The organism is Mesorhizobium sp. CO1-1-7, from assembly GCF_020164885.1.
Lineage (GTDB): Bacteria > Pseudomonadota > Alphaproteobacteria > Rhizobiales > Rhizobiaceae > Mesorhizobium > Mesorhizobium australicum.
The window spans coordinates 563,670-588,070 of sequence record NZ_JAIUHA010000002.1 but is presented as its reverse complement, the minus strand read 5'-3'; the positions used below and the strand labels follow the sequence as shown (position 1 = coordinate 588,070).

17 protein-coding genes are annotated in these 24,401 nt (G+C 62.7%); 13 read left to right on the top strand and 4 right to left on the bottom strand.

Annotated features, from left to right (window positions below; all coding sequences use genetic code 11):
- Nucleotide 1: 1 nt before the first annotated feature.
- Genes cysN through LB516_RS06305 form a run of 3 tightly spaced genes read left to right on the top strand, consistent with a single transcriptional unit; the run spans nucleotide 2 to nucleotide 4,070 of the window.
- A complete protein-coding gene (cysN, locus tag LB516_RS06315) occupies nucleotides 2-1,939 on the top strand; it encodes a sulfate adenylyltransferase subunit CysN (protein ID WP_224719148.1) in 1,938 nt (645 codons plus the stop codon).
- 10 nt (nucleotides 1,940-1,949) lie between these two features.
- Nucleotides 1,950-2,753: a 3'(2'),5'-bisphosphate nucleotidase CysQ gene (gene cysQ, locus LB516_RS06310; RefSeq protein WP_041163886.1), complete on the top strand. Its 804-nt coding sequence runs from the start codon at nucleotides 1,950-1,952 to the stop codon at nucleotides 2,751-2,753.
- Nucleotides 2,754-2,807: 54 nt separating this feature from the next.
- A complete protein-coding gene (locus tag LB516_RS06305; protein ID WP_224719147.1) occupies nucleotides 2,808-4,070 on the top strand; it encodes an O-antigen ligase family protein in 1,263 nt (420 codons plus the stop codon).
- Nucleotides 4,071-4,144: 74 nt separating this feature from the next.
- On the opposite strand, the gene LB516_RS06300 is transcribed toward LB516_RS06305, so the two are convergent.
- The 4 genes from LB516_RS06300 to LB516_RS06285 form a co-directional block, all read right to left on the bottom strand.
- Complete coding sequence (locus LB516_RS06300; RefSeq protein ID WP_140618639.1) at nucleotides 4,145-5,287, bottom strand: DegT/DnrJ/EryC1/StrS family aminotransferase; 1,143 nt, start codon at nucleotides 5,285-5,287, stop codon at nucleotides 4,145-4,147.
- Between the two features lie 231 nt (nucleotides 5,288-5,518).
- Nucleotides 5,519-6,442, bottom strand: coding sequence for a carbohydrate kinase family protein (locus tag LB516_RS06295; RefSeq protein WP_224719146.1), 924 nt, complete (start codon nucleotides 6,440-6,442; stop codon nucleotides 5,519-5,521).
- Nucleotides 6,439-6,885, bottom strand: coding sequence for an RbsD/FucU family protein (locus LB516_RS06290; protein WP_224719145.1), 447 nt, complete (start codon nucleotides 6,883-6,885; stop codon nucleotides 6,439-6,441). The genes LB516_RS06295 and LB516_RS06290 overlap by 4 nt, the downstream gene beginning before the upstream one ends.
- Nucleotide 6,886: 1 nt before the next feature.
- The gene (locus LB516_RS06285) at nucleotides 6,887-8,113 is read right to left on the bottom strand and encodes an ROK family protein (RefSeq protein WP_224719144.1); all 1,227 of its coding nucleotides are present in this window, start codon (nucleotides 8,111-8,113) and stop codon (nucleotides 6,887-6,889) included.
- Between the two features lie 267 nt (nucleotides 8,114-8,380).
- On the opposite strand from LB516_RS06285, the gene LB516_RS06280 reads away from it, so the two are divergent.
- The 10 genes from LB516_RS06280 to LB516_RS06235 all read left to right on the top strand — a co-directional run bounded on the left by LB516_RS06280 (nucleotide 8,381) and on the right by LB516_RS06235 (nucleotide 24,382).
- A complete protein-coding gene (locus LB516_RS06280) occupies nucleotides 8,381-9,358 on the top strand; it encodes a sugar ABC transporter substrate-binding protein (RefSeq protein WP_411969383.1) in 978 nt (325 codons plus the stop codon).
- Between the two features lie 158 nt (nucleotides 9,359-9,516).
- Nucleotides 9,517-10,578 (top strand): ABC transporter permease, encoded by a 1,062-nt coding sequence (locus LB516_RS06275; RefSeq protein WP_224719143.1) that lies wholly within the window; start codon nucleotides 9,517-9,519, stop codon nucleotides 10,576-10,578.
- Entirely contained in the window at nucleotides 10,575-11,357 is a 783-nt protein-coding gene (locus LB516_RS06270) for an ATP-binding cassette domain-containing protein (protein WP_224719142.1), read from the top strand. The genes LB516_RS06275 and LB516_RS06270 overlap by 4 nt, the downstream gene beginning before the upstream one ends.
- Nucleotides 11,358-11,490: 133 nt before the next feature.
- Nucleotides 11,491-13,953, top strand: a complete 2,463-nt coding sequence (locus LB516_RS06265; protein ID WP_224719141.1) for a glycogen/starch/alpha-glucan phosphorylase — start codon at nucleotides 11,491-11,493, stop codon at nucleotides 13,951-13,953.
- A 71-nt stretch (nucleotides 13,954-14,024) separates the two neighbouring features.
- Nucleotides 14,025-16,238: a 1,4-alpha-glucan branching protein GlgB gene (gene glgB, locus LB516_RS06260; RefSeq protein WP_140788234.1), complete on the top strand. Its 2,214-nt coding sequence runs from the start codon at nucleotides 14,025-14,027 to the stop codon at nucleotides 16,236-16,238.
- Nucleotides 16,239-16,289: 51 nt separating this feature from the next.
- Nucleotides 16,290-17,555, top strand: coding sequence for a glucose-1-phosphate adenylyltransferase (glgC, locus tag LB516_RS06255; protein ID WP_224719140.1), 1,266 nt, complete (start codon nucleotides 16,290-16,292; stop codon nucleotides 17,553-17,555).
- Nucleotides 17,556-17,656: 101 nt separating this feature from the next.
- Nucleotides 17,657-19,102, top strand: a complete 1,446-nt coding sequence (glgA, locus tag LB516_RS06250) for a glycogen synthase GlgA (RefSeq protein WP_140726612.1) — start codon at nucleotides 17,657-17,659, stop codon at nucleotides 19,100-19,102.
- Nucleotides 19,103-19,105: 3 nt separating this feature from the next.
- Nucleotides 19,106-20,734 carry an alpha-D-glucose phosphate-specific phosphoglucomutase gene (locus LB516_RS06245; protein ID WP_224719139.1) on the top strand — a complete coding sequence of 543 codons (1,629 nt, stop codon included), beginning with the start codon at nucleotides 19,106-19,108 and terminating at the stop codon, nucleotides 20,732-20,734.
- 16 nt (nucleotides 20,735-20,750) lie between these two features.
- Complete coding sequence (glgX, locus tag LB516_RS06240; RefSeq protein ID WP_224719138.1) at nucleotides 20,751-22,748, top strand: glycogen debranching protein GlgX; 1,998 nt, start codon at nucleotides 20,751-20,753, stop codon at nucleotides 22,746-22,748.
- Nucleotides 22,748-24,382 carry an alpha-glucosidase family protein gene (locus LB516_RS06235; protein WP_224719137.1) on the top strand — a complete coding sequence of 545 codons (1,635 nt, stop codon included), beginning with the start codon at nucleotides 22,748-22,750 and terminating at the stop codon, nucleotides 24,380-24,382. The genes glgX and LB516_RS06235 overlap by 1 nt, the downstream gene beginning before the upstream one ends.
- Nucleotides 24,383-24,401 lie beyond the last annotated feature (19 nt).

Here is a 24,401-nt window from a genome sequence, read left to right as displayed (position 1 = left end):
CATGCGCCACATCAGGGCAAAGAGCCTCGCTCCAACGGACGGCGTCCGCGATTATCTGGCCGCGCAGGAGAAGAAGTCGCTGCTGCGCTTCCTGACCTGCGGTTCGGTGGATGATGGCAAGTCGACGTTGATCGGACGCCTGCTCTCCGACACCAAGCAGATTTTCGAGGACCAGCTCGCCGCGCTCGAACGCGATTCGCGCAAGCACGGCACGACGGGCGACGACGTCGACTTCGCGCTGTTGGTCGACGGCCTCGAGGCGGAGCGCGAGCAAGGCATTACCATCGACGTCGCCTACCGCTTCTTTGCCACGCCGAAGCGCAAGTTCATCGTCGCCGACACGCCCGGCCACGAGCAATATACCCGCAACATGGCGACAGGCGCTTCGACCGCCGACCTGGCGATCGTGCTGATCGATGCCCGGCAGGGGGTGCTGCGCCAGACGCGGCGCCATTCGATCATCGCCTCGCTGCTCGGCATCCGCCACATCGTGCTAGCGGTCAACAAGATAGATCTCGTCGGTTTTGACCAGGCGGTCTTCAACAGGATCGTCGAGGACTACCGGCAGTTCTCACGCGATCTCGGCTTCCAGACCATCGCGCCGATCCCGATGTCGGCCCGCTACGGCGACAATGTCAGCGGCCGCTCCGAAAACACGCATTGGTATTCCGGCCCGACATTGATCGAGCATCTCGAAACCGTCTCCGTCGACGCAGCCACGGCCGAGCTGCCGTTCCGCTTTCCGGTTCAGTACGTCAATCGTCCCAATCTCGATTTTCGCGGTTTTGCCGGCACCATCGCGTCCGGCATTGTTGCGCAAGGCGACGAGGTCGTGGTCGCCAAATCGGGCAAGTCCTCGCATGTCAAACGCATCGTCGCCTATGGCGGCGATCTCAAACAGGCGGTGGCCGGCCAGGCCATCACGCTCGTTCTCGACGACGAGGTCGAGGTTTCCAGGGGCAACATGCTGGTTTCGCCGTCCGCACGGCCGCAGGTCGCCGACCAGTTCGCCGCCAACATCGTCTGGTTCGACGAGCACGCCCTGCTGCCGGGCCGTTCCTATATCCTGCGCACCGAGACCGACCAGACCAGCGCCACCGTCACCGACTTGAAGTACCGCATCAATGTCAACGACTTTGCGCATGAGGCGGCCAAGTCGCTTGAGATGAATGAAGTCGGTATCTGCAACATTTCGACCCGGGCGCCGATCGCCTTCGATCCGTTTGGCGAGAACCGTACCACTGGCGCCTTTATCCTGATCGATCGCATCAGCAACGCCACGGTTGGCGCAGGCATGATCGTACACTCGCTGCGCCGCGCCGAAAACATCCATTGGCAATCGCTCGATGTCGGCAAGCGCGTGCGTGCCGACATGAAGAACCAGCGGCCCGCCGTGTTCTGGTTCACGGGGCTTTCGGGCTCCGGCAAGTCGACCATCGCCAACCTGTTCGAGAAGAAGCTTTTCGCCACTGGGCGTCATACCTACATTCTCGATGGCGACAATGTCCGCCACGGTCTCAACCGCGACCTTGGATTCACCGATGCCGATCGCGTCGAGAACATTCGCCGCGTCGCCGAAGTGGCCAAGCTGATGGCCGACGCCGGGCTGATCGTCATTGTCTCCTTCATTTCCCCGTTCAGCGCCGAGCGGCGGATGGCCAGGGAATTGATGGCCGATGGCGAGTTCATCGAGGTGTTTGTCGATACGCCTTTCGAGGAATGCGCCAGGCGTGATCCGAAGGGCCTCTATGCCCGCGCGCTGAATGGCGAGATCAAGAATTTCACCGGTGTCGATTCGCCTTACGAAGCACCGGAGAAACCAGAGATCCATCTGAAGACGCTCGGCAGATCGGCTGAAGAGATGGTAGATGCCCTGGAACACTGGCTGAACGAGCGTGACATTGCCGAAGACCAATATGACAATGGCGGCGGCATCTGACGACACGTCGATGCTTGAAATCTTCGAGCGGCTGGCGCTAGCCGCCGGGCGCGAGGTGATGCGCGTATTCCACGCCGGCTGCGCGGTCGACCGCAAGTCGGACGCCTCGCCGGTCACCGAGGCGGACCGCGAGAGCGAGAAGATCATTCTTGCAGGCCTGCGCGCCGCATTCCCCGATATTCCGTGCGTGGCCGAGGAGGAAGCGGCGGCCGGCATCATGCCGGGCGAACTTGGCGAGACCTTCTTCCTCATTGATCCGCTTGATGGCACCAAGGAATTCGTCAACCGGCGCACCGACTTCACCGTCAATATCGCGCTTGTCCGCCATGGTGTGCCGGAAGTCGGCGTTGTCTTCGCACCCTGCAGCGGCCGGTTTTTTTCCGGGCGACCGGGCAGGGCGGAAGCCCTCGAAGTCGATGGCGACTACCACATCGTTTCCCGCCGGCCGATTTCGGTGAGAACGGCCGCGACGCCGCTGGCCGTGGTTGCCAGCCGCTCGCACAACACGCCGGAAACCGAAGCCTATATTCGCGACCTTGGTGCCGCCGAGATCGTCTCGGTCGGTTCGTCACTGAAATTCTGCCTCCTCGCCAATGCCGAGGCGGATGTTTATCCGCGCTTCGGTCGCACCATGGAATGGGACACCGCTGCGGGTGACGCGGTGCTGCGTGCCGCCGGCGGCACGACGCGGACGCTGGACGGCAAGCCCTTAACCTATGGCAAGCGCAACCAGGCCGATGACGCGGACTTCGCCAATCCGCATTTCATCGCCAGCGGCGAGGCTGCAATCCAGGGACGTATCGGACGTAGGTGAAAAGCCCTCGTCGATGGCCTATCCTTTGTCGACGTCCCCTGAGTCGGTAAGTGAATGTCCTTGTTTCAGAAATGCCATGCCGTCATTTTGGGCGGCTTTCCCGCATGGACCAGCAATCGTGATGAAATAGTCTTCAGGATGTTGCTGGGCCTCTACGCCCTCTCTCCCGCCCTTTTCGCCTTCGTCGAAATGTCCCCAACGGTCTTAACGCTTGTCGGGGCACTCATGGGCGCTCTCGCCCTTTTGACGAAGCGTGCGCGTTTTGCCAGAGGCACGATAGGCCTTGCAATTGCTCTCGCTCTCTTGTCAGGCTTTGTCCTTGCGAGCGCCCTGTGGTCGGTCGATGCGAGCCGCTCTCTCATGGCGGCGAGGGACGTGTTTGGCTACTCGATCGCCGCTATCCTGCTGTTTCAGGGCATCCTCGCGCTTGCGAGCGCTCAGCGCGAGCGGCTCGCGCGGGTGTCATTGGCCGGCATGTTGATCGGCGTCGTATCGGTGATGGGCTGGGAACTGTATTTTGCGTTTCTGACCGAAGATCCACGCTTTGTGGAGAACGTTTTCACCCTCCATAAGATCACGGTGTACGGAGCTTTTTTTGCCGTCATATTTCTTGCCCAGCCGAGGCTGGTCTGGAAAGGGCTTGCGGCTCTCTTTGCCGTTCTGACATTGCTCTACGGCCGATCGACCGGCGTCAATCTGGCGATTGTCCTCGTGGCGGTGATGTTTGTCATGCCCGCGAAATACCGCCAGCACGTTTTGGTTGGATTTTTCGCCATCTATTTGTCTCTTGCCCTGATTGCCCCCTTCGTCGTCGCGCCGCTGTTCGCCTACCTCAAAACAACGGGATGGCTGGCTTTCTATCCAGGAACCTTCGCAGCGCGGCTTGATCTATGGCAGATGATTTCGCCCCGCATCGCGGACCAGCCGATCCTCGGCCATGGCGCCAATACGATGAGAAACGCGGCCGGGGTTGTCGTGAGTCCGACATATTATGCGCAGGCGGATCTCCCAAGCGCACATAATATCGTATTCGATTTGTGGTACGAACTGGGAGCGCTGGGCATCATCGTGTATGGGGTGCTCCTGGCGGCGATCATAAGAATGATCGGCGGTTTGAGCGGCCCCTGCCATTTCATAGCCAGCTGCTACCTGATCATAGCTGTCGTCGAACTCTCGGTCGACCATCGGATCTGGTTGTCATGGGTGCTGGGCACTTTGGTCTTCGCGGCGGGGATCTGCATAGTGCAGTGCCGTTCCATGACCCGATCGGGAATGGAAGACGGGACCACAAGACACGCGGCGGCCTTCTCAAAATAACGGGCGAAGCGCACGGCCTGCGCCGTCGTCGCCCTATGCCAAGGAGGTGTCGGTCGGGTATCCGTGCCCGACGCCTATTCGGCCGCGGCCTGCGCCGAGTTCGAGCCGATATAATTGCGGATCGTTTCGATGATCCGGTCCTGGTCTGCCTCGCTAAGATAGGGGTGCATCGGCAGGCACAGGATACGTTTCGGCAGGTTCTCCGAAACGGCAAGACCGGTCGGCGTGCGCGGGTAGTCGCGATAGGCGATCTGCTCATGCAGCGGCTTGACGTAGTAGATGACGGACGGAATGCCCTTTTCGCTCAAATGCGCCTTAAGCCCGTCGCGTTTCGGCGTTTCGATCGCGTATTGCGCCCAGGCCGAGCGGCTGCCATCCAGGTTGCGGGCTGCGGTGACGATGTCACCGAGGCCTTCAGCGTAGCGTTGGGCCACCGCCTGCCGCGCCACCATTTCTTCCTCGAGGATGGCGAGCTTCTCAAGCAGGATCGCCGCCTGCAGCGTGTCGAGCCGTGAATTGATGCCGACGCGGATGTTGTCGTACTGCGTCTCGCCCTTGCCGTGGAAGGCGAAGGATCTGAGCGCGTCGGCCATTGCGTCATCATTGGTGAACATCGCGCCGCCGTCGCCATAGCAGCCAAGCGGCTTGGCCGGATAGAAGCTGGTCGAGCCGACATGGCCGAACGCGCCGCACATCCTGCCTTCGAGCGAACCGCCAATGGACTGGGCGGCGTCCTCGATCACCAATAAGCCTTCGCGATTGGCAATAGTCATGAGCGCCTCATAGTCGGCGGCAAGACCGAACAGGTCGACAGGGATGATCGCCTTCGGCTTCAGTCGACCTTCCTTCTTGATGGCCGCGATCGCCGCCTCGAGGCTGGCGATGTCGATGTTGTAGGTTGTCGGATCGACATCGACGAAAACCGGCTCGGCCTTTGCCAGCGCCACCACTTCCGCCGTGGCGGCGAAGGTGAAGCTCGGCACGAACACCGCGTCACCCGGGCCGATGCCGGCGGCGAACAGCGGCAAAAGCAGTGCGTCGGTGCCGTTGGCGCAGGCAATCACATGCTTGACGCCGACATAGGCGGCGAGCTTCTTCTCGAATTCGGCGACCTGCGGGCCAAGGATGTAGCGGCCATCCTCGACCACGTGGTCGATCGCGGCTTTCAGCCGATCGCGGATTCGTTCGCGCTGCGCGCCAAGATCGATGAATTGCATGTCGGCCTCAATATACCTGCCAATAACCGGCCCGCTGGTACCAGACTTGGCGCGGCTGAAAAAGCCGGCTGCGGATCGGGGACTTGGTGCAAGTGTCGCAGCCCGTTACCACGTTTTGCCGGTATATTGTCCCACAAAGCCGGGAATCCGGGCTTGGCGGTACAATTCAGCCCATTCTTATCGAGGTTTTCCGGCGCCTGGAAACATAAAGTGATCGCGCTGGAGAGCCGATCAGCTGATCTCGTGCCGCCAGGGGGGATTGGCGCCGGCTCGTGACACCGTCACTGCCGCCGCCTTGGCGCCGAGCGCCAATGCTTTGCGGATGGCGTCTTCGGACAGGCTGGAAATCGCCGCCTTCGTCAACAGGCCTTGCTCATGCAGGGAGGCAAGGATGCCGGCGTTGAACGTGTCTCCGGCGCCGACGGTGTCCACCACCTTCACTGTCTCCGGCATGACGGTGACACGATGCTGTTTGCTGTAGCCAACGGCACCCTCGCTGCCATGCGTGACGACGATCAGCTTCGGGCCGCGGTCGAGCCAATTGCGCACGACATCCTCGTGCGAGCCGGCTTCGCCGAACCAGTGGAGGTCTTCGTCCGACAGTTTGACGATGTCGGCCATCGCCATCATTTCCCGGATGCGCCTGAGGTGCTTGGCCTTGTCGGGAATGAAGTTCGGCCGGATGTTGGGATCGAGCATCATCACGCGGGTCTCATGCTCGCGCTGCATGAATTCCTCATAGGCCGACCCAGCCGGCTCCGAGATCAGGCTGATGGCGCCGAACAGCATCGCCTCGATCTCGCTGCCGAGTTGCGGCAGGTCTTCGATGGTCAGCATGCGCCCGGCCGTGTTCTCGTCATAGAAGGTGTAGGTCGCCTGGCCATTGTTCAGCCGCACGAAGGCTAGGGTCGTCGGTCGGGGCGAGGTGTGCGCGTAGGTGGAACTGACCTTGCTCGCCCCCAACGCGTCCCTGAACTGACCGCCGAACAGGTCCGACGACAGGCCCGAGAAAAAGCCGGCCGGCGCGCCCAAGCGGCCGAGCGCGATCGCTGTGTTGAAGACAGCGCCGCCGACATAGGGGGCAAAAGCCGGCTCATTCTCCGTAGTGGTGCGCGGCAGCATGTCGATCAGGGCTTCGCCGCAGCAGAGGATCATGGCTTCTCGGTCTCCGGCGGATAGATCACGCCCTTGCGGATGATGATATTGGCGTAAAGCCGCGGCTCGCTTGTCGCGACGATGGCATGCGCCGATTTGACCCGTGCATAGAAGTCGGCGCCGGCCAGTGCAACCACCTTGCGGCCAGGCGCGCGTTTGGCGCAGATCGCCTCCATTTCACTATGGACGGGGTCGGCAAGCGACGGATCGCCTTTCACCGAGGCGCGAAACAGCGCCTCCGGCACGACGTCGTCGACCGGAAGCAGCGTCAGTATCGCGTCGAGTACGGGCATGAGGGCATGGCCGTCGGCCCTGATGAGGCGCCTTGCCTGCTCCTGTGCCGGATAGTTCCCGTCGACCAGGGCAATCTCGTCACCATGGCCCATGGCGCGCAACATCGCCAGAAGCTCTGGACCAAGCAGCGCCGGAATCCCGATCAGCATTTCACGCGCCCCTGGAGATCGTCGTCGAACCGATCAGGAAGCGTTCGGAAAGCGGCAGGCTGGCGCCGCCGAGCGCCCGGGCATGGATACCCACGCTTCCCTCCCGGACGGCCGGAAGTTTCAGCCCTTCGCCGTCGATCGCGCCGATTGCCGTTACGACCGCCTCGACCAGCCTCTGGCGCACGGCCTTCGGCATCCAGCCGTCGATCACCGCGGCTTCGAAATCGATGACCGAGGACGCTGCCACGATGGCGTAAGCGAGCGCCTGCGAGGCGCTGGCGATCCACTCGTCGAGCGCGGCGCCGATCTCCCCCCAATCCTCGGGTGAGGTCCACAGATACGAGGCCTCGACGCCACGCGCGTTGAGTGTTTTTTCGAGCATGGCGATCGAGGCCACGTCGATCAGCTGGGTCGGTTTTCCATCCGGCCCCGGCACAGGCATGGAGCCGAGCGCGCCGGCATTGCCGGTCGGCCCGCCAAACAGCCGGCCGTTGAGCACGATGCCGCCGCCGGCAAAGGCGCCGATGTAGAAATAGACGAAATCCCGCGCCGCGCCTGTCTGGCCGAAGACCAGTTCGGCGCCGCAGGCGGAGGTGGCATCGTTCTGCAGATAAACCGGAAAATCGCATTGCGCCTGGATGTCGGTCCTGATGTCACGATGGCGCCATTCGTCCATCACGTCGCGCGGCGCGCCGGCGGTGTCGGCCCAGTTCCAGAGCTCGAAAGGCATGGCGATGCCAAGTCCGGCGATGCGCTTGTCCTGTGCCGGCGTCAGCTCGCCGCGCATCGTCTTCATGCCTAACGTGACGAACTCGACCGTCTCGCGTGGGGCAGGGTAGCGGTAGGAATGCTGCAGCATCGCGCGCACCTGTCCGAGGAAATCGATCAGCACGAGTTCGGCGCTGCGGCGGCCGATCTTGAGGCCGATGAAGAAGGCGCCTTCGGGGTTGAGTGCCATGGGGATCGAGGGCTGGCCGATCTTGCCGCGCAACGGCGCCTGGCGCACGAGCAGGCTTTCTTCCTCCAGTTCGCGCATGATGACCGAGACCGTCTGCGCTGAAAGTCCGGTCATCCGGGCAATGTCGGACTTCGCCAGACTGCCGTGCTGGCGCACCAGCGAAAGCACCAGGCGCTCGTTGTGGTCGCGCATGCCACTCTGGTTGGTGCCGCGGTGAATGAGGCTCTCGTTCGCTTCGGGCGAACCATGCCTCGCAGTGGCCGTCTCCACCCTGTTCCTCCCGTCGTTTCCCCACAATGCTTTTGGGTCAGAATGAGTGAACGACGCAAGGCTGTCAATAATAAATAAGAGTGATTTAATTATTGACAGATGCCCTGGCGTGGTGTTCCTTGAGAGGGCATCCGCGCTGGGAGAAGTCGCCTGGATGCCGTGCGGGTGCCGGTTGGCCGGCATTCGAAAATGTTCCACTGGGAGGAAATCGTGACCAATACAAAACTGTTGAAGTCCACCGTTTTCGCGGCGGCCGCGCTGGGTCTGATGGCGTTCGCTTCGTCTGCGTCCGCAGCCGGCGTCGGCGCCTGCCTGATCACCAAGACCGACACCAATCCGTTCTTCGTCAAGATGAAGGAGGGCGCGACCGCCAAGGCCAAGGAACTTGGTGTCGATCTCAAGACCTATGCGGGCAAGATCGACGGTGACAGCGAGAGCCAGGTGGCGGCGATCGAAAGCTGCATCGCCGACGGCGCCAAGGGCATTTTGATCACCGCGTCCGACACCAAGGGCATCGTGCCGACGGTGAAGAAGGCGCGCGATGCGGGCCTGCTGGTGATTGCGCTGGACACGCCGCTCGATCCGATCGACGCCGCCGACGCGACCTTCGCCACCGACAATCTGGAGGCCGGCAAGCTGATCGGCGCCTGGGCCGCCGCCACGCTCGGTGACAAGGCCAAGGACGCCAAGATCGGCTTCCTCGACCTGACACCCTCGCAGCCGACCGTGGACGTTCTGCGCGACCAGGGCTTCATGATGGGCTACGGCATCGACGTGAAGGATCCCAACAAGATCGGCGATGAGACCGATCCGCGCATCGTTGGCCATGATGTGACGAACGGTAACGAGGAAGGCGGCCGCAAGGCGATGGAAAACCTTCTGCAGAAGGACAACACCATCACCGTCATCCACACCATCAATGAGCCGGCCGCGGTCGGTGCCTACCAGGCGCTCAAGGCTGTCGGCCTCGAAAGCCAGGTGCTGATCGTCTCGGTCGACGGCGGTTGCCCCGGCGTGAAGTCGGTAGCCGAAGGCGTCATCGGCGCCACCTCGCAGCAATATCCGCTGCAGATGGCCGCGCTCGGCATCGAGGCGATCGCCGCTTTCGCCAAGGACGGCACCAAGCCGAAGCCGACCGAGGGCAAGAACTTCTTCGACACCGGCGTCAACCTCGTCACCGACAAGCCGGCGACGGGCGTCAAGTCCATCGACACCAAGGAAGGCCTCGCCAAGTGCTGGGGCTGATACTGGCCTGACCGGCAACGGAACCGATGCGGCCGGGGGACTTGATCCCCGGCCGCATCGGGTGGACGATGCATCACTGTAAACGCGAATAATCCCGGCGACAGACCGGAAGGCGTGGACGGCGTCAGCGCGTGGCTGAAGCCCTACGGGGAGGAAACATGGCTCAAGCTCAGGAATTCGAGAAGGTTCTCTCGGCCAGCGATACAAGTGTAGCCGCCTTTGACGAGCACAAATCAGCCGTCAAGCGCATCCAGCATTTTCTGCATTCGACGCCGGCGGCGGTGCCGCTGATCGTGCTGCTTTTGTCGATCATCATCTTCGGCATCACGATCGGGGGGCGGTTCTTCTCGTCCTACACGCTGACGCTGATCCTGCAGCAGATCGCCATCGTCGGCATTCTCGGGGCCGCGCAGACACTGGTCATCCTGACCGCCGGCATCGACCTGTCGATCGGGGTGATCATGGTGATATCGGCCGTGATCATGGGCAATTGCGCGGTCAGCTACGGCATGCCGAGCGTGCTCGCCGTGGCGATCGGACTTGCCGCCGGTGCGGCTTGCGGGCTGCTGAACGGGCTGCTGGTCGCCCATATGAAGCTGCCGCCCTTCATCGTGACGCTTGGCACCTGGAACATCGTCATGGCCACGAACTTTATCTATTCGGCCAATGAGACGATCCGCGACACCGACGTCGACAACCAGGCACCGCTGCTGCACCTGTTTGCCCTGAGCTTCAAGGTAGGCACGGCGGTGCTGACGCTCGGCGTCATCGCCACGGTCGTGCTCGTGCTGGTTCTTTGGTACGTGCTCAACCACACCGCATGGGGTCGTCATGTCTACGCCGTCGGCGACGACCAGGAGGCGGCGAAGCTGTCGGGTATCCAGACAAAGAAGGTGCTGATGACGGTCTACACCCTTGCCGGGCTGATCGCCGCTTTCGCGGCCTGGGTCTCCATCGGCCGCAACGGCTCGATCTCGCCGTCCGCCGCTGTTACCGACTACAATCTGCAGGCGATCACCGCGACCGTGATCGGCGGTATTTCTCTCTTCGGCGGCCGCGGCTCCATCCTCGGCACGCTGTTCGGCGCGATGATCGTCGGCGTCGTCTCGATGGGCCTCAACATGCTCGGCGCCGATCCGCAATGGAAAGTGCTGCTTACCGGCGTACTGATCATCGGCGCCGTCGCCATCGACCAATGGATCAGAAAGGTTTCGGCATGACCCAGGAACCCATCCTCACAGCACGTGGACTGGTCAAGCGCTATGGCCGCGTCACCGCTCTCGACAATGCCGATTTCGACCTTTACCCCGGCGAAATCCTTGCCGTCATCGGCGACAACGGCGCCGGCAAGTCGTCGCTCATCAAGGCGATTTCCGGCGCGGCCGTGCCGGACGAAGGCGAAATCCGGCTTGAAGGCAAACCCGTCTCCTTCAGGTCGCCCATGGAAGCCCGTGAAGCCGGCATCGAAACCGTCTACCAGAACCTGGCCTTGTCGCCGGCGCTTTCGATTGCCGACAATATGTTCCTTGGCCGCGAGATCCGCAAACCCGGCTTCGTCGGCCAGTGGCTTCGCATGCTGGACCGTCCGGCAATGGAAAAGCGTGCCCGCGACAAGCTCACCGAACTAGGCTTGATGACCATCCAGAACATCAGCCAGGCGGTGGAGACCCTGTCGGGCGGCCAACGCCAGGGCGTGGCGGTGGCCCGGGCCGCCGCCTTCGGGTCGAAGATGGTCATCATGGACGAGCCGACGGCGGCGCTCGGCGTCAAGGAGAGCCGCCGCGTGCTTGAACTGATCCTCGACGTGAAGAAGCGCGGCCTGCCGATCGTGCTCATCTCGCACAACATGCCGCACGTCTTCGAGGTGGCGGACCGTATCCACATCCACCGTCTGGGCCGTCGACTGTGCGTCATCGACCCCAAGCAATATACGATGTCCGACGCCGTTGCCTTCATGACCGGGGCAAAAACACCCCCGGAGGCGGCATTGGCGGCCTGACTGCCAACTTGCCGCAGGGTAAGTAGATGACGGCGTTCTCTAAATCGATTGAAAAGATGTTGCAATGCACTAGGGTGGGCTGGGAGAAACGGTGAAAGCCGGTATGATCAGGCCAAACCGAACGAGAGGCGATATGACATCCGCCATGACGATCGAAGCCCCCGCTCTCGACAATCCCGATCCCAAGACGCTTGCTGAAGAAGTCTTGATGTCGCTCAAGTACCGGGTCGGCAAGGACACCACCGTCGCGACCCAGTACGACTGGCTGACCGCCACGATCAAGGTCGTGCGCGACCGCGTCGTCGACCATTGGATGCAGGCGACCAAGGAAGCCTACGACCAACAGGAAAAGCGCGTTTATTACCTGTCGCTCGAATTCCTGATTGGGCGTCTGATGCGCGACGCCTTTTCCAACCTCGGCCTGATGGAGAACATGCGTGAGGCGCTGTCGTCGCTCGGCGTCGATCTCGACCTGATCGCGGCGCTGGAACCGGACGCGGCCCTCGGCAATGGCGGCCTTGGCCGGCTCGCCGCCTGCTTCATGGAAAGCATGGCCACCGTCGACATCCCCGCGCATGGCTACGGCATCCGCTATGCCAACGGCATGTTCCGCCAGGAAATCCACGATGGCTGGCAGGTCGAGTTGCCCGAGACCTGGCTTGACCACGGCAACCCCTGGGAATTCGAGCGGCGCGAGCGCTCCTTCGAAGTCGGTTTCGGTGGTTCGGTCGAATCGATCACCTCGAAGGACGGCCGCCTCGAACGCCACGTCTGGAAGCCGAGGGAGCATGTGCTTGCGGTCGCCTATGACACGCCCGTGGCTGGCTGGCGGGCCAAGCGCGTCAACACGCTGCGCCTTTGGTCCGGCATGCCGATCGACCCGATCCGGCTCGACAAGTTCAACGCCGGCGACCACATCGGGGCGCTGGCCGAAAGCAACAAGGCCGATGCACTGTCGCGGGTGCTCTATCCAGCCGATTCCCACATGGCCGGCCAGGAACTCAGGCTTCGCCAGGAATACTTCTTCTCCACCGCTTCGCTGCAGGACATCCTGCAGCGCCATCTCAGCCAATATGGCGATCTCAAGTCTCTGCCCGACAAGGCGGCGATCCACCTCAACGACACCCATCCGGCGATCGCCGTGCCCGAGCTCATGCGGCTCTTGATGGATGTCCATGGCGTGGATTTCGATCTCGCCTGGGATGTCACCAAGCGCACCTTCGGCTACACCAACCACACGCTGTTGCCAGAGGCACTGGAAAGCTGGCCCGTGCCGCTGTTCGAGAGGCTTTTGCCCCGCCACATGCAGATCGTCTACGCCATCAACGCGCAGGTGCTGCTCGAAGCCCGCGCCACCGATCAGTTCTCGGACGAGCAGATCAGCCGTATCTCGCTTATCCAGGAGAATGGCGACCGCAGGGTGCGCATGGGCAATTTGGCCTTTGTCGGCTCGCATTCGATCAATGGCGTGTCGGCGCTGCACACCGAGTTGATGAAGGAGACGGTCTTCGCCGACCTCCACAAACTTTATCCCGATCGCATCAACAACAAGACCAACGGCATCACGCCGCGGCGCTGGCTCATCCAGTGCAATCCAGGCCTCACCGCGCTTGCCCGCGAGGCGATCGGCGACCGCTTCATGGATGACATCGAAGCGATCAAAGGGCTTGATCCCTTAGCCGACGACACCGCCTTTCGCGAAAAATTCGCCGCCGTGAAACGCCAGAACAAGGTGAGGCTTGCCAATCTGGTCGCCGATCGCCTTGGCATCAAGCTCGACCCTTCGGCGCTCTTCGACATTCAGGTCAAGCGTATCCACGAATACAAGCGCCAGCTGCTCAACATCCTCGAAGCGATCGCGCTCTATGACCAGATCCGTTCGCATCCCGAACGCGACTGGATGCCACGCGTGAAATTCTTCGGCGGCAAGGCCGCGCCCAGCTACCATAACGCCAAGCTGATCATCAAACTGGCCAACGACGTCGCCAGGGTGATCAACAGCGACCCTTCGGTGCGCGGCCTGCTGAAGGTCGTGTTCGTGCCGAACTACAATGTCAGCCTGGCCGAGGTGCTGATGCCAGCCGCCGATCTTTCCGAGCAGATCTCGACCGCCGGCATGGAAGCCTCCGGCACGGGCAACATGAAGTTCGCGCTGAACGGCGCGCTGACCATCGGCACGCTCGACGGCGCCAATGTCGAGATCAAGGAGCATGTCGGCGACGACAATATCTTCATCTTCGGCCTCACCACCGAAGAAGTCGCCGAGCGGCGCAACAATGGCTACAATCCGCGCGGCGTCATCGAGGCATCGCCCGAACTGGCGCAGGCGGTTGCGGCCGTTTCATCGGGCGTCTTCTCGCCCGATGATCCCAATCGCTACCGCGACCTCATCAATGGCCTCTATGACAGCGACTGGTTCATGGTCGCGGCGGATTTCGACGCCTATGCCGCTTGTCAGCGCGAGGTGGACGCTGTCTGGCGCAACAGCCCGGACTGGTACGCGCGCGCCATCCGCAACGTCGCGCGCGTCGGCTGGTTCTCCTCCGATCGCACGATCCGTCAATATGCGAAAGAAATCTGGAACGTACCCGTCTGATATGATTGCATAAGGCCACGAACGATGGCCGCAAAAACAAACACTTGGTGCCCGGGGAGGGCGACCGCCTGATGAGGAAGCCGCGCGCGACCGCTGCGACAAGCGGGCCGGACGGACTGGCGCCAGCCAGCGATGTCGAGGCGATTGTCGCCGGTACGCACGGCAATCCCTTTGCGGTTCTCGGTGTCCAGGAGGCCGGCAAGAGCCTGTTCGCACGCTGCTTCGTTCCGCACGCGCAGTCGGTTACGGCCTACACCCTGACCGGCGTCGAGGTCGGCGAATTGACCAGGCGCGACGAGGCCGGTTTCTTCGAAGGCAAGCTGTCGATCAAGAAGCGCCAGCCGCTGCGCTACCACGCCCGCAATGCCGGCGGCGACTGGTGGCTGACCGACCCCTATTCGTTCGGTCCGGTACTCGGTCCGATGGACGATTACTACATCGCCGAGGGTTCGCATCTCAGGCTGTTCGACAAGCTTGGCGCGCATGTCATCGAGCACGAAGGCGCGTCCGGCGTGCATTTCGCTGTATGGGCCCCAAATGCCAGGCGCGTTTCGGTGGTCGGTGATTTCAACGACTGGGACGGCCGCCAGCATACGATGCGCGACCGTCGCGACACCGGCATCTGGGAGCTGTTCATTCCCGATATCGGTGCCGGCCGGCCCTATAAATATGAAATCATCGGTCCCGATGGCGTGCGGTTGCCGCTGAAGGCCGATCCGTTCGCCTTCAAATCAGAGCTGCGCCCGGCAACCGCCTCGGTGACCGCGGTGCCGCCGGCGCATGCATGGGGTGACGAGGCGCATCGCAATTTCTGGCGCAACGCCGACCCTCGCCGCGAGGCCATCTCGATCTACGAGGTCCACGCCGGGTCCTGGCAGCTTGGCGATGACGGCTCCTTCCTGTCATGGGATGAACTGGCCGACCGGCTGATCCCCTATGTAATCGAGACCGGTTTCACCCATATTGAATTCCTGCCGATCTCCGAGCATCCCTATGACCCCTCCTGGGGTTACCAGACAACCGGCCTCTACGCGCCATCGGCCCGCTTCGGCGATCCGGACGGCTTTGCCCGCTTTGTCGACGGCGCCCACCGTGCCGGCGTCGGCGTCATCCTCGACTGGGTGCCGGCGCATTTTCCTGTCGACGAGCACGGCCTGGTCCATTTCGACGGCACCGCGCTCTACGAGCATGCCGACCCGCGCAAGGGCTTCCATCCGGACTGGAACACCGCGATCTACAATTTCGGCCGCCGCGAGGTGGTGTCGTTCCTGGTCAACAACGCGCTGTTCTGGGCCGAAAAATACCATGTCGACGGTCTTCGCGTCGATGCGGTCGCCTCGATGCTCTACCTCGACTATTCGCGCAAGGCCGGCGAATGGATCCCCAATGAGAAGGGTGGGCGCGAAAACCTCGAGGCGGTCAGCTTCCTGCAGAAGATGAACAAGGAGGTGTACGGCCACCATCCGGGCGTCATGACCATCGCCGAGGAATCGACGTCATGGCCAAAGGTCTCGGCGCCTGTCCATGAAGGCGGGCTGGGCTTCGGCTTCAAATGGAACATGGGCTTCATGCACGACACGCTGGAGTATTTTTCCAAGGAGCCGATTTTCCGCAAGCATCACCACAACGAGCTGACCTTCGGCCTGACCTACGCCTTCTCGGAGAATTTCGTGCTGCCGCTCTCGCATGACGAGGTCGTGCACGGCAAAGGCACGCTGCTGGGCAAGATGGCCGGCGACGACTGGCAGAAATTCGCGACCTTGCGTGCCTATTACGGCTTCATGTGGGGTTATCCCGGCAAGAAGCTGCTGTTCATGGGCCAGGAATTCGCGCAGCGCCGCGAATGGAGCGAAGCGCGCGCGCTTGATTGGGACCTGCTCGATTTCCGCCCGCATCGCGGGGTCTGGCAGACGGTGCGCGACCTCAACTATCTCTATCGTTCACGCCCGGCCCTGCATGGCCGCGACTGCGAGCCTGAAGGGTTTTCCTGGCTGATCGTCGACGACAGCCAGAATTCGGTTTTCGCCTGGGTGCGCAGCGCTCCCGGCGGCGATCCGGTCGCCGTCATCTCCAATTTCACACCGGTGCCGCGCGACAATTATCGTGTGCCGCTGCCGAAGGCCGGCAAATGGCGCGAGATCATCAACACCGACGCTTCCGAATATGGCGGCTCCGGCATGGGCAATGGCGGCATGGTCGAGGCAAGGGCGGAGGGCAAGGGCATCTCGGCAACGATGCTCTTGCCTCCGCTGTCGACGATCATGCTTGAACTCGCTGCCGACTGAACTCGTTAAGACTGGTTAGCGCATCGATACGAGTAACTTGGGAGGGTATAAATGGCAGACTTGAAGAGAACCCAGCCGCTGGCCCGCGACGCCATGGCCTACGTGTTGGCCGGCGGGCGCGGCAGCCGCCTCAAGGAACTGACCGACCGGCGCGCCAAGCCCGCGGTCTATTTCGGCGGCAAGACGCGCATCATCGATTTCGCGCTCTCCAATGCGCTCAACTCCGGCATCCGCCGCCTCGGCGTCGCCACCCAATACAAGGCGCATTCGCTGATCCGCCACCTGCAGCGCGGCTGGAACTTCCTGCGGCCCGAACGAAACGAGAGTTTTGACATCCTGCCGGCCAGCCAGCGTGTGTCGGAAACGCAGTGGTATGAGGGCACGGCGGACGCCGTCTACCAGAACATCGATATCATCGAGGCCTATGGCCCGGAATACATGGTAATCCTGGCCGGCGATCACATCTACAAGATGGACTACGAGATGATGCTGCGCCAGCATGTCGATGCCGGCGCCGATGTCACGGTCGGCTGCCTCGAAGTGCCGCGCTTGGAAGCGACCGGCTTCGGCGTCATGCATGTCGATGCCAAGGACAACATCATCGCCTTCGTCGAAAAGCCGGCCGACCCGCCCGGCATTCCGGGTAACCCGGAATTCGCCTTGGCCTCGATGGGCATCTACGTCTTCAAGACCAAGTTCCTGATGGAGCAACTGCGCCGCGACGCCGCCGAGCCGGGCTCCAGCCGCGACTTCGGCAAGGACATCATCCCCTATATCGTCACGCACGGTAAGGCGATCGCGCACCGCTTCACCAAGTCCTGCGTGCGTTCGACCGCCGAGAACGAGGCCTACTGGCGCGATGTCGGCACGGTCGACGCTTATTGGGAGGCCAACATCGACCTGACCGACGTGACGCCGGAACTCGACCTCTACGACCGCGATTGGCCGATCTGGACCTATGCCGAACTGAAGCCGCCGGCAAAGTTCGTGCATGACGAGGACGGCAGGCGCGGTTCCGCCATTTCGTCACTGGTGTCGGGCGATTGCATCGTCTCGGGCGCTTCGCTGAAGAAAAGCCTGATCTTCACCGGCGCGCGCATCAATTCCTATTCGACGCTGGAAGAGGTTGTCATGCTGCCCGACGTTCATGTCGGCCGGAACGCAAAGTTGAAGCGCGTCGTCATCGACCACGGCGTAAGGATACCCGAAGGGCTGGTGGTCGGCGAGGATCCCGTCCTCGACGCCAAGCGCTTCCGGGTTTCGGAAAAGGGTATCTGCCTGATCACACAGGACATGATCAACAAGTTGTCAACCTGAACAGGTGATCAACAAGCTGTCACTTTAGGGTGTTTTGTGCATGTCGTGGTCCAAACCGCACACGGTTGGGCGGCATGGATGGGAAGCGGATCGTTAAGCGCATGCAGGTTCTGTCGGTCACTCCCGAAATCTTCCCGCTGATCAAGACCGGCGGGCTTGCCGACGTGACCGGGGCGCTGCCCATCGCGCTCGCGGCCAAGGGCGTGGCCATGCGTACGCTCGTTCCGGGCTTTCCTGTGGTGATGAGCGCCTTCAAGAAAAAGAAGGCCGTCTATCAGTATCCCTTGCTGCAAGGCGGCAAGGCCGCGGTCCATGCCGTCCAGGTCGCCGGGCTCGATTTGTTCGTGCTCGACGCGCCGCATCTGTTCGACCGCCCCGGCGGCCCCTATGGTAACGCCTCGGGCGCGGACTGGCCGGACAATTGGCGGCGCTTCGCGGCGCTGAGCCAGGCCGGCGCCGATATCGCCGGGGGCGCCATCTCGGGCTACCTCCCCGACATCGTCCATGCCCATGACTGGCAGTCGGCGATGACGCTGGCCTATATGCGCTATGGCAAGGCGGTCGGCACGCCATCGATGATGACCGTCCACAATCTCGCCTTCCAGGGCCAGTTCGGGGCCGGCATTTTCGGCGAGCTCGGCCTGCCGGCCGCGGCGATGGCGCTTGATGGCGTCGAATATTATGGCGGCGTCGGCTTCCTCAAGGCTGGCCTGCAGGCCGCCTGGGCGATCACCACGGTGAGCCCGACCTATGCGCAGGAAATCCGTTCGCCGGAATTCGGCATGGGCCTCGACGGCCTTATCAACATGCGTTCCAGCGATCTCCATGGCATCGTCAACGGCATCGACACCGCCATCTGGGATCCGGCAACCGACAAGCATCTGGTATCGACTTATACGGCCGAGACGTTGAAGGCCCGCGCGCCGAACAGGGCCGCTGTCGAGGACCGTTTCGGCCTCGACCGCGACGGCAGTCCGATTGTCTGCGTCGTCAGCCGCCTGACCTGGCAGAAGGGCATGGACATATTGGCGACGGTGGTCGACGGCATCGTCGCGACAGGCGCAAGGCTGGCCATCCTCGGCTCGGGCGACGCCGGCCTCGAAGGCGCGCTGCTGGCCGCGGCCGCACGCCATCGTGGCCGCATCGGCGTGGTCGTCGGCTATGACGAGGGACTGTCGCACACCATGCAGGGCGGCTGCGACGCCATTGTCATCCCGTCGCGCTTCGAGCCTTGCGGGCTGACGCAGCTTTACGGCCTGCGCTATGGCTGCGTGCCGGTCGTCGCCCGCACCGGCGGCCTGGCGGACACCATCATTGATGCCAATGAAGCAGCGTTTGCCGCCGGCGTGGCGACCGGCTTCCAGTTTGCCCCCAACAATGGTGGCGCGCTGCTGCACGCGATCCGACGCCTGGCCGACGCCCACGCCAGTCCCGCAATCTTCGAAACCATCCAGCGCCAAGGCATGAAGACCGATGTGTCGTGGGATCGAAGCGCCGAAAAATACGTCGAACTCTATCGCCTGCTGCTTTCGAAAAGGGTTGCCTGAAGCATGATACGCACCGTTCCCACCAAGCCCTATTCCGACCAGAAGCCCGGCACGTCGGGGCTGCGCAAGAAGGTGCCAGTGTTCCAGCAGGAGCACTATGCCGAGAACTTCATCCAGTCGATTTTCGATGCGCTCGACGGGTTCAAGGGCAAGACCCTGGTGATCGGTGGCGACGGCCGTTTCTATAACCGGGAGGTCATCCAGAAGGCCATCGCCATGGCGGCCGCCAATGGCTTCGGCAAGGTGATGGTCGGGCAGGGCGGCATCCTGTCGACGCCCGCGGCCTCGCATGTCATCCGCAAATACAAGACCTTCGGCGGCATCATACTCTCGGCTAGCCACAATCCCGGCGGCCCGCACGAGGACTTCGGCATCAAGTACAATGCCGGCAATGGCGGCCCGGCGCCGGAAAAGCTGACCGACGCCATCTTTGCCAAGACCAAGACGATTTCGAGCTTCAAGATCGCCGACATCGACCCGATTGACATCGATACGGTCGCGACAGTCGAGGCTGCCGGCATGACCGTCGAGATCATCGATCCGGTTACCGACTATGCCGAGTTGATGGAGAGCCTGTTCGATTTCGATGCGCTGCGCAAACTGTTCAAGTCGGGCTTCCGCATGCGCTTCGACGCCATGCATGCGGTGACCGGGCCCTACGCCAAGGAAATCCTCGAACACCGCCTCGGCGCACCGAACGGCACCTGCCGCAATTTCAAGCCGCTGCCCGATTTCGGCGGTCATCACCCGGACCCCAACCTGGTCCATGCCAAGCACCTTTATGATGAGATGATGGGACCGGACGCGCCCGATTTCGGCGCCGCCTCCGATGGCGATGGAGACCGCAACCTGATCATCGGCAAGGGCATTTTCGTCACCCCTTCGGATTCGGTCGCCATGCTCGCCGCCAATGCCCGGCTGGCGCCGGGCTACAAGGATGGGCTGAAAGGCATCGCCCGTTCGATGCCTACCAGTGGCGCGGCCGACCGCGTCGCTCACAAGCTAGGTGTCGGGATTTACGAGACGCCGACCGGCTGGAAGTTCTTCGGCAATCTGCTCGACGCCGGCATGGCGACGATCTGCGGCGAGGAAAGTGCCGGCACCGGCTCCAACCATGTCCGCGAAAAGGACGGTCTGTGGGCGGTCCTCTTGTGGCTCAACATCCTCGCCGCGCGCGGCGAAAGCTGCAAGCAGATCGTCACCGAGCATTGGGAGACCTATGGCCGCAACTACTATTCGCGCCATGATTATGAGGAGGTTGAGAGCGACCGCGCCAATGCGCTGGTCGACGAACTCAGGGCCAAGCTCGGCTCGCTACCGGGCACCAGCGTGCGCGGCCTGAAGATCGCCAATGCCGATGATTTCGCCTACCACGACCCGGTCGACGGCTCGACCAGCGAGCACCAGGGCATAAGGGTGCTGTTCGAAGGCGGCTCGCGCGTGGTCTTTCGGCTTTCGGGCACCGGTACGTCTGGCGCGACCTTGCGCGTCTATATCGAGCGCTACGAGCCGGACAAGTCGAGGCACGACCTCGACACGCAGGAGGCGCTCGCCGACCTGATTTCGGCGGCCGACGACATTGCCGGGATCAAGAGCCACACCGGGCGCAACAAGCCGAGCGTCATTACTTGAGGGCGGTGGAGCGCTCTTGACCCAGCTCGGCCCCACCATCACCAGCGAAGGCATCCGCTTCGCCGCATGGTCCTCGTCGGCAAGACGGCTCTGGGTTTCGATCTTTGACGAGCAGGGAAACCGCGAACTCGATCGTCTCGAGCTGGCGTCGGAAGGCAACGGCGTCCATTCACTCTTTGTCTCCGGCCTGGCCGCGGGCGCGCGCTATGGCCTGCGCGCCGATGGCGACTATGCGCCCGAGCGGGGGCTGTGGTTCGATCCCGACAAGTTGCTCACCGATCCCTACGCCGTCGAAATCGACCGGGCCTACGCCTATCACTGGCGGCTCGCCGCGCGGCGCAATGAGGGCGCCGACACCGCGTCGCTGATGCCCAAGGCCGTGACCAAGGCCTCGCCCACGGCTCCACCGATCCTGCCGCCCCTGTTTCGCCCGGGCGGCCTGATCTACGAACTGAACGTCCGCGCTTTCACCAAGCTGCATCCGGATCTACCGCAAGAAAAGCGCGGCACGATCGCCGCTCTTGCCCATCCGGCCATCATCGAGCATCTGCAAAGGCTCGGCGTCTCCGCCGTGGAACTGATGCCGATCACGGCCTCCATCGACGAGCGGCATCTGCCGCCGCTGGGCCTGAGCAACGCCTGGGGCTATAATCCCGTCACCTTCATGGCGCTCGACCCGCGCCTCGTGCCCGGCGGCCTGACGGAATTGCAGGACACGGTCGCCGCGTTGCGCCTGGCCGGCATCGGCACCATTCTCGACCTGGTCTTCAACCACACCGGCGAAAGCGACAGGCTGGGGCCGACGCTCTCGCTGCGCGGCCTCGACAATAAGGCCTACTATCGGCACTGGCCGGATGGCGGGCTGGTCAATGACACCGGCACCGGCAACACGATCGCTTGCGACCATCCGGTGATGCGGGAAATGGTGCTCGACACACTTCGTCACTTCGTTCGCCAGACCGGTGTCGACGGCTTCCGTTTCGATCTGGCTCCGGTGCTGGGCCGGGTCGATGGTGCCTTCGATCCGGAAGCGCCGCTGCTCCAGGCCATCACCCATGATGCGGTGCTTTACGACCGCGTGCTGATCGCCGAGCCTTGGGACATCGGGGCAAACGGCTATCAACTCGGCAATTTCCGGCCGCCTTTCCTTGAATGGAACGACCGCTATCGCGACGATGTCAGACGCTTCTGGCGCGGCGATGCCGGCATGGTCGGTGCTCTCGCAACGCGCCTTGCTGGTTCGTCCGACGTGTTTAACAGGGCAGGGGAGCCGGCAAGCCGCGGCGTGAATTTTATCGCCGCCCATGACGGCATGACGCTGGCTGACATCGTCGCCTATGAGCGCAAGCACAACGCGGCCAATGGCGAGCAGGACCGCGACGGCCATAACGAGAACCTGTCCTGGAACAATGGCGTCGAAGGCGAGACGGACGACGCGGCAATCGTCAAGGCCCGTTTCGACGACCAGCGCGCTCTGCTCGCCACGCTGTTCGCCTCGCGCGGCACCATCATGCTGACCGCGGGCGATGAATTCGGTCGCACCCAGAAGGGCAACAACAACGCCTACGCACAAGACAACCCCACCACCTGGCTTGACTGGGCAGGCCGCGATCAGAAGTTGGAGCGTTACGCATTCGTACTCGCGGCACTTCGCCAGGCGGTGCCCGCATTGTCGGACACGCGTTTCCTGACCGGAGAACCGATTGCGGAATCAGGCGTTCCCGACGTCGCTTGGCTGACCGAGACCGGTGAGCCGCTCGACGCGACCGACTGGAACGATACCAGCCGGCATCGCCTCGTCATGCTGCTTGGCGGCGAGGAACGCAGGCTTGCCGTCCTGATCAATGGCGACCGCCGCCAATGCGTCTTCACCTTGCCGGCGCGGGAAGGTTTTCGATGGCATCCGGCGATCGAAACGCACGTGACTGACCTTGCGCGCCCGCTGCCGGGGCGCAGCGTCAATTTCGTGATCGAGAGCCGAACCGGAAACGGCGGCGTCAGGAAGGGTTCGTGATGACCGGTGAGAGTTTGGGGCAGGGAGCCGAATGGTGGCGCGGCTGCGTCATCTACCAGGTCTATCCGCGCTCTTTTCAGGACACGACCGGTGATGGCAGCGGCGATCTCGGCGGCATTACGTCAAGGCTCGCTTATATCGCCTCGCTCGGCGTCGACGCTGTCTGGCTGTCGCCCTTCTTCAAGTCGCCGATGGCCGACATGGGCTATGATGTATCGGATTATCGCGACGTCGACCCGATGTTCGGCACATTGGCCGATTTTGATGCGCTGGTCGCCGAAGCCCACCGGCTCGGCCTGAAGATCATCATCGACCAGGTGCTGTCGCATTCATCCGACAAGCATGAATGGTTCATCGAAAGCCGGGCCAGCCGCGATAATGCCAAGGCCGACTGGTACGTCTGGGCCGATGCGAAGCCCGACGGCGGCGCGCCCAACAACTGGCTGTCGGTCTTCGGGGGGCCGTCCTGGGAATGGGACGCGACCCGCCGCCAATATTATATGCATAATTTCCTCGCCTCGCAGCCAGACCTCAATTTCCACAACCCGGAAGTCCAGGATGCGTTGCTTGACACGGTGCGGTTCTGGCTCGATCGCGGTGTCGACGGCTTCCGGCTCGACACGGTCAATTACTATGTCCACGACCGCTGGCTGCGCGGCAATCCGCCCTTGGCCTCGAGCGTCGCCGGCACCAACACGGAGACCAACACCTACCTCTATCAGGAGCATCTGTTCGACAAGACGCAGCCCGAAAACCTGGCGTTCCTCAGGCGCTTCCGCGCGTTGCTCGACGAATATGGCGACCGCGCAGCCGTCGGCGAAATCGGCGACGAGGGCCGCTCGCTGCAGACGCTCGCCGCCTACACCTCCGGTGGCGACAAGCTTCAGATGAGCTACACTTTCGACCTGCTGGGTTCGCAATTTTCGGCGGCGCATGTGCGTGGCTGCGTCGAGGCCTTCGAAAGCGCGGTGGCCGACGGCTGGGTTTGTTGGGCGTTTTCCAACCATGACGTGGTGCGCCATGTCAGCCGCTGGATGCGGCCTGGTGGCGATCCCGATCTTGTGGCCAAATTCTCGATCATGCTGCTCGCCTGCTTGCGCGGCTCGATCTGCCTCTATCAGGGCGAGGAACTCGGCCTTGAAGAGGCGGAGCTTGCCTACGAGGATCTGCGCGATCCGGTCGGCATCCGCTTCTGGCCCGGCGTGAAGGGCAGGGATGGTTGCCGCACGCCGATGGTCTGGGAGGCCGACGCCGACAATGCGGGCTTCTCCACTGCAAAACCCTGGCTGCCTGTGCCGGCAAGCCATCGCGCCCGCGCTGTCGATGCGCAGATCGGCGACGAGCAATCGGTGCTGTTGGCCTACCGCTCGGCGCTTGCCTTGCGCAAACAGCATCCGGCGCTGGTCGGCGGCTCGATCCGCTTTCTCGATACCGAGGGCGACGTGCTCGCCTTCATCCGCGAAGGTGGCGGGGAGAGGTTGATCTGTGTCTTCAATTTCGCTGAGGAGCCGGCGACCTTGCCGTTGGTGGGTAATATCGGACCCGTCACGGCTATCTTCGGCGGGACCGCTTCTGTCGAGGAAAACACCCTCTCGCTGCCAACTCTCGGCTGCTTTCTCGGTCGGCTCGACTGATTGGCACTTCGGTTGTGGC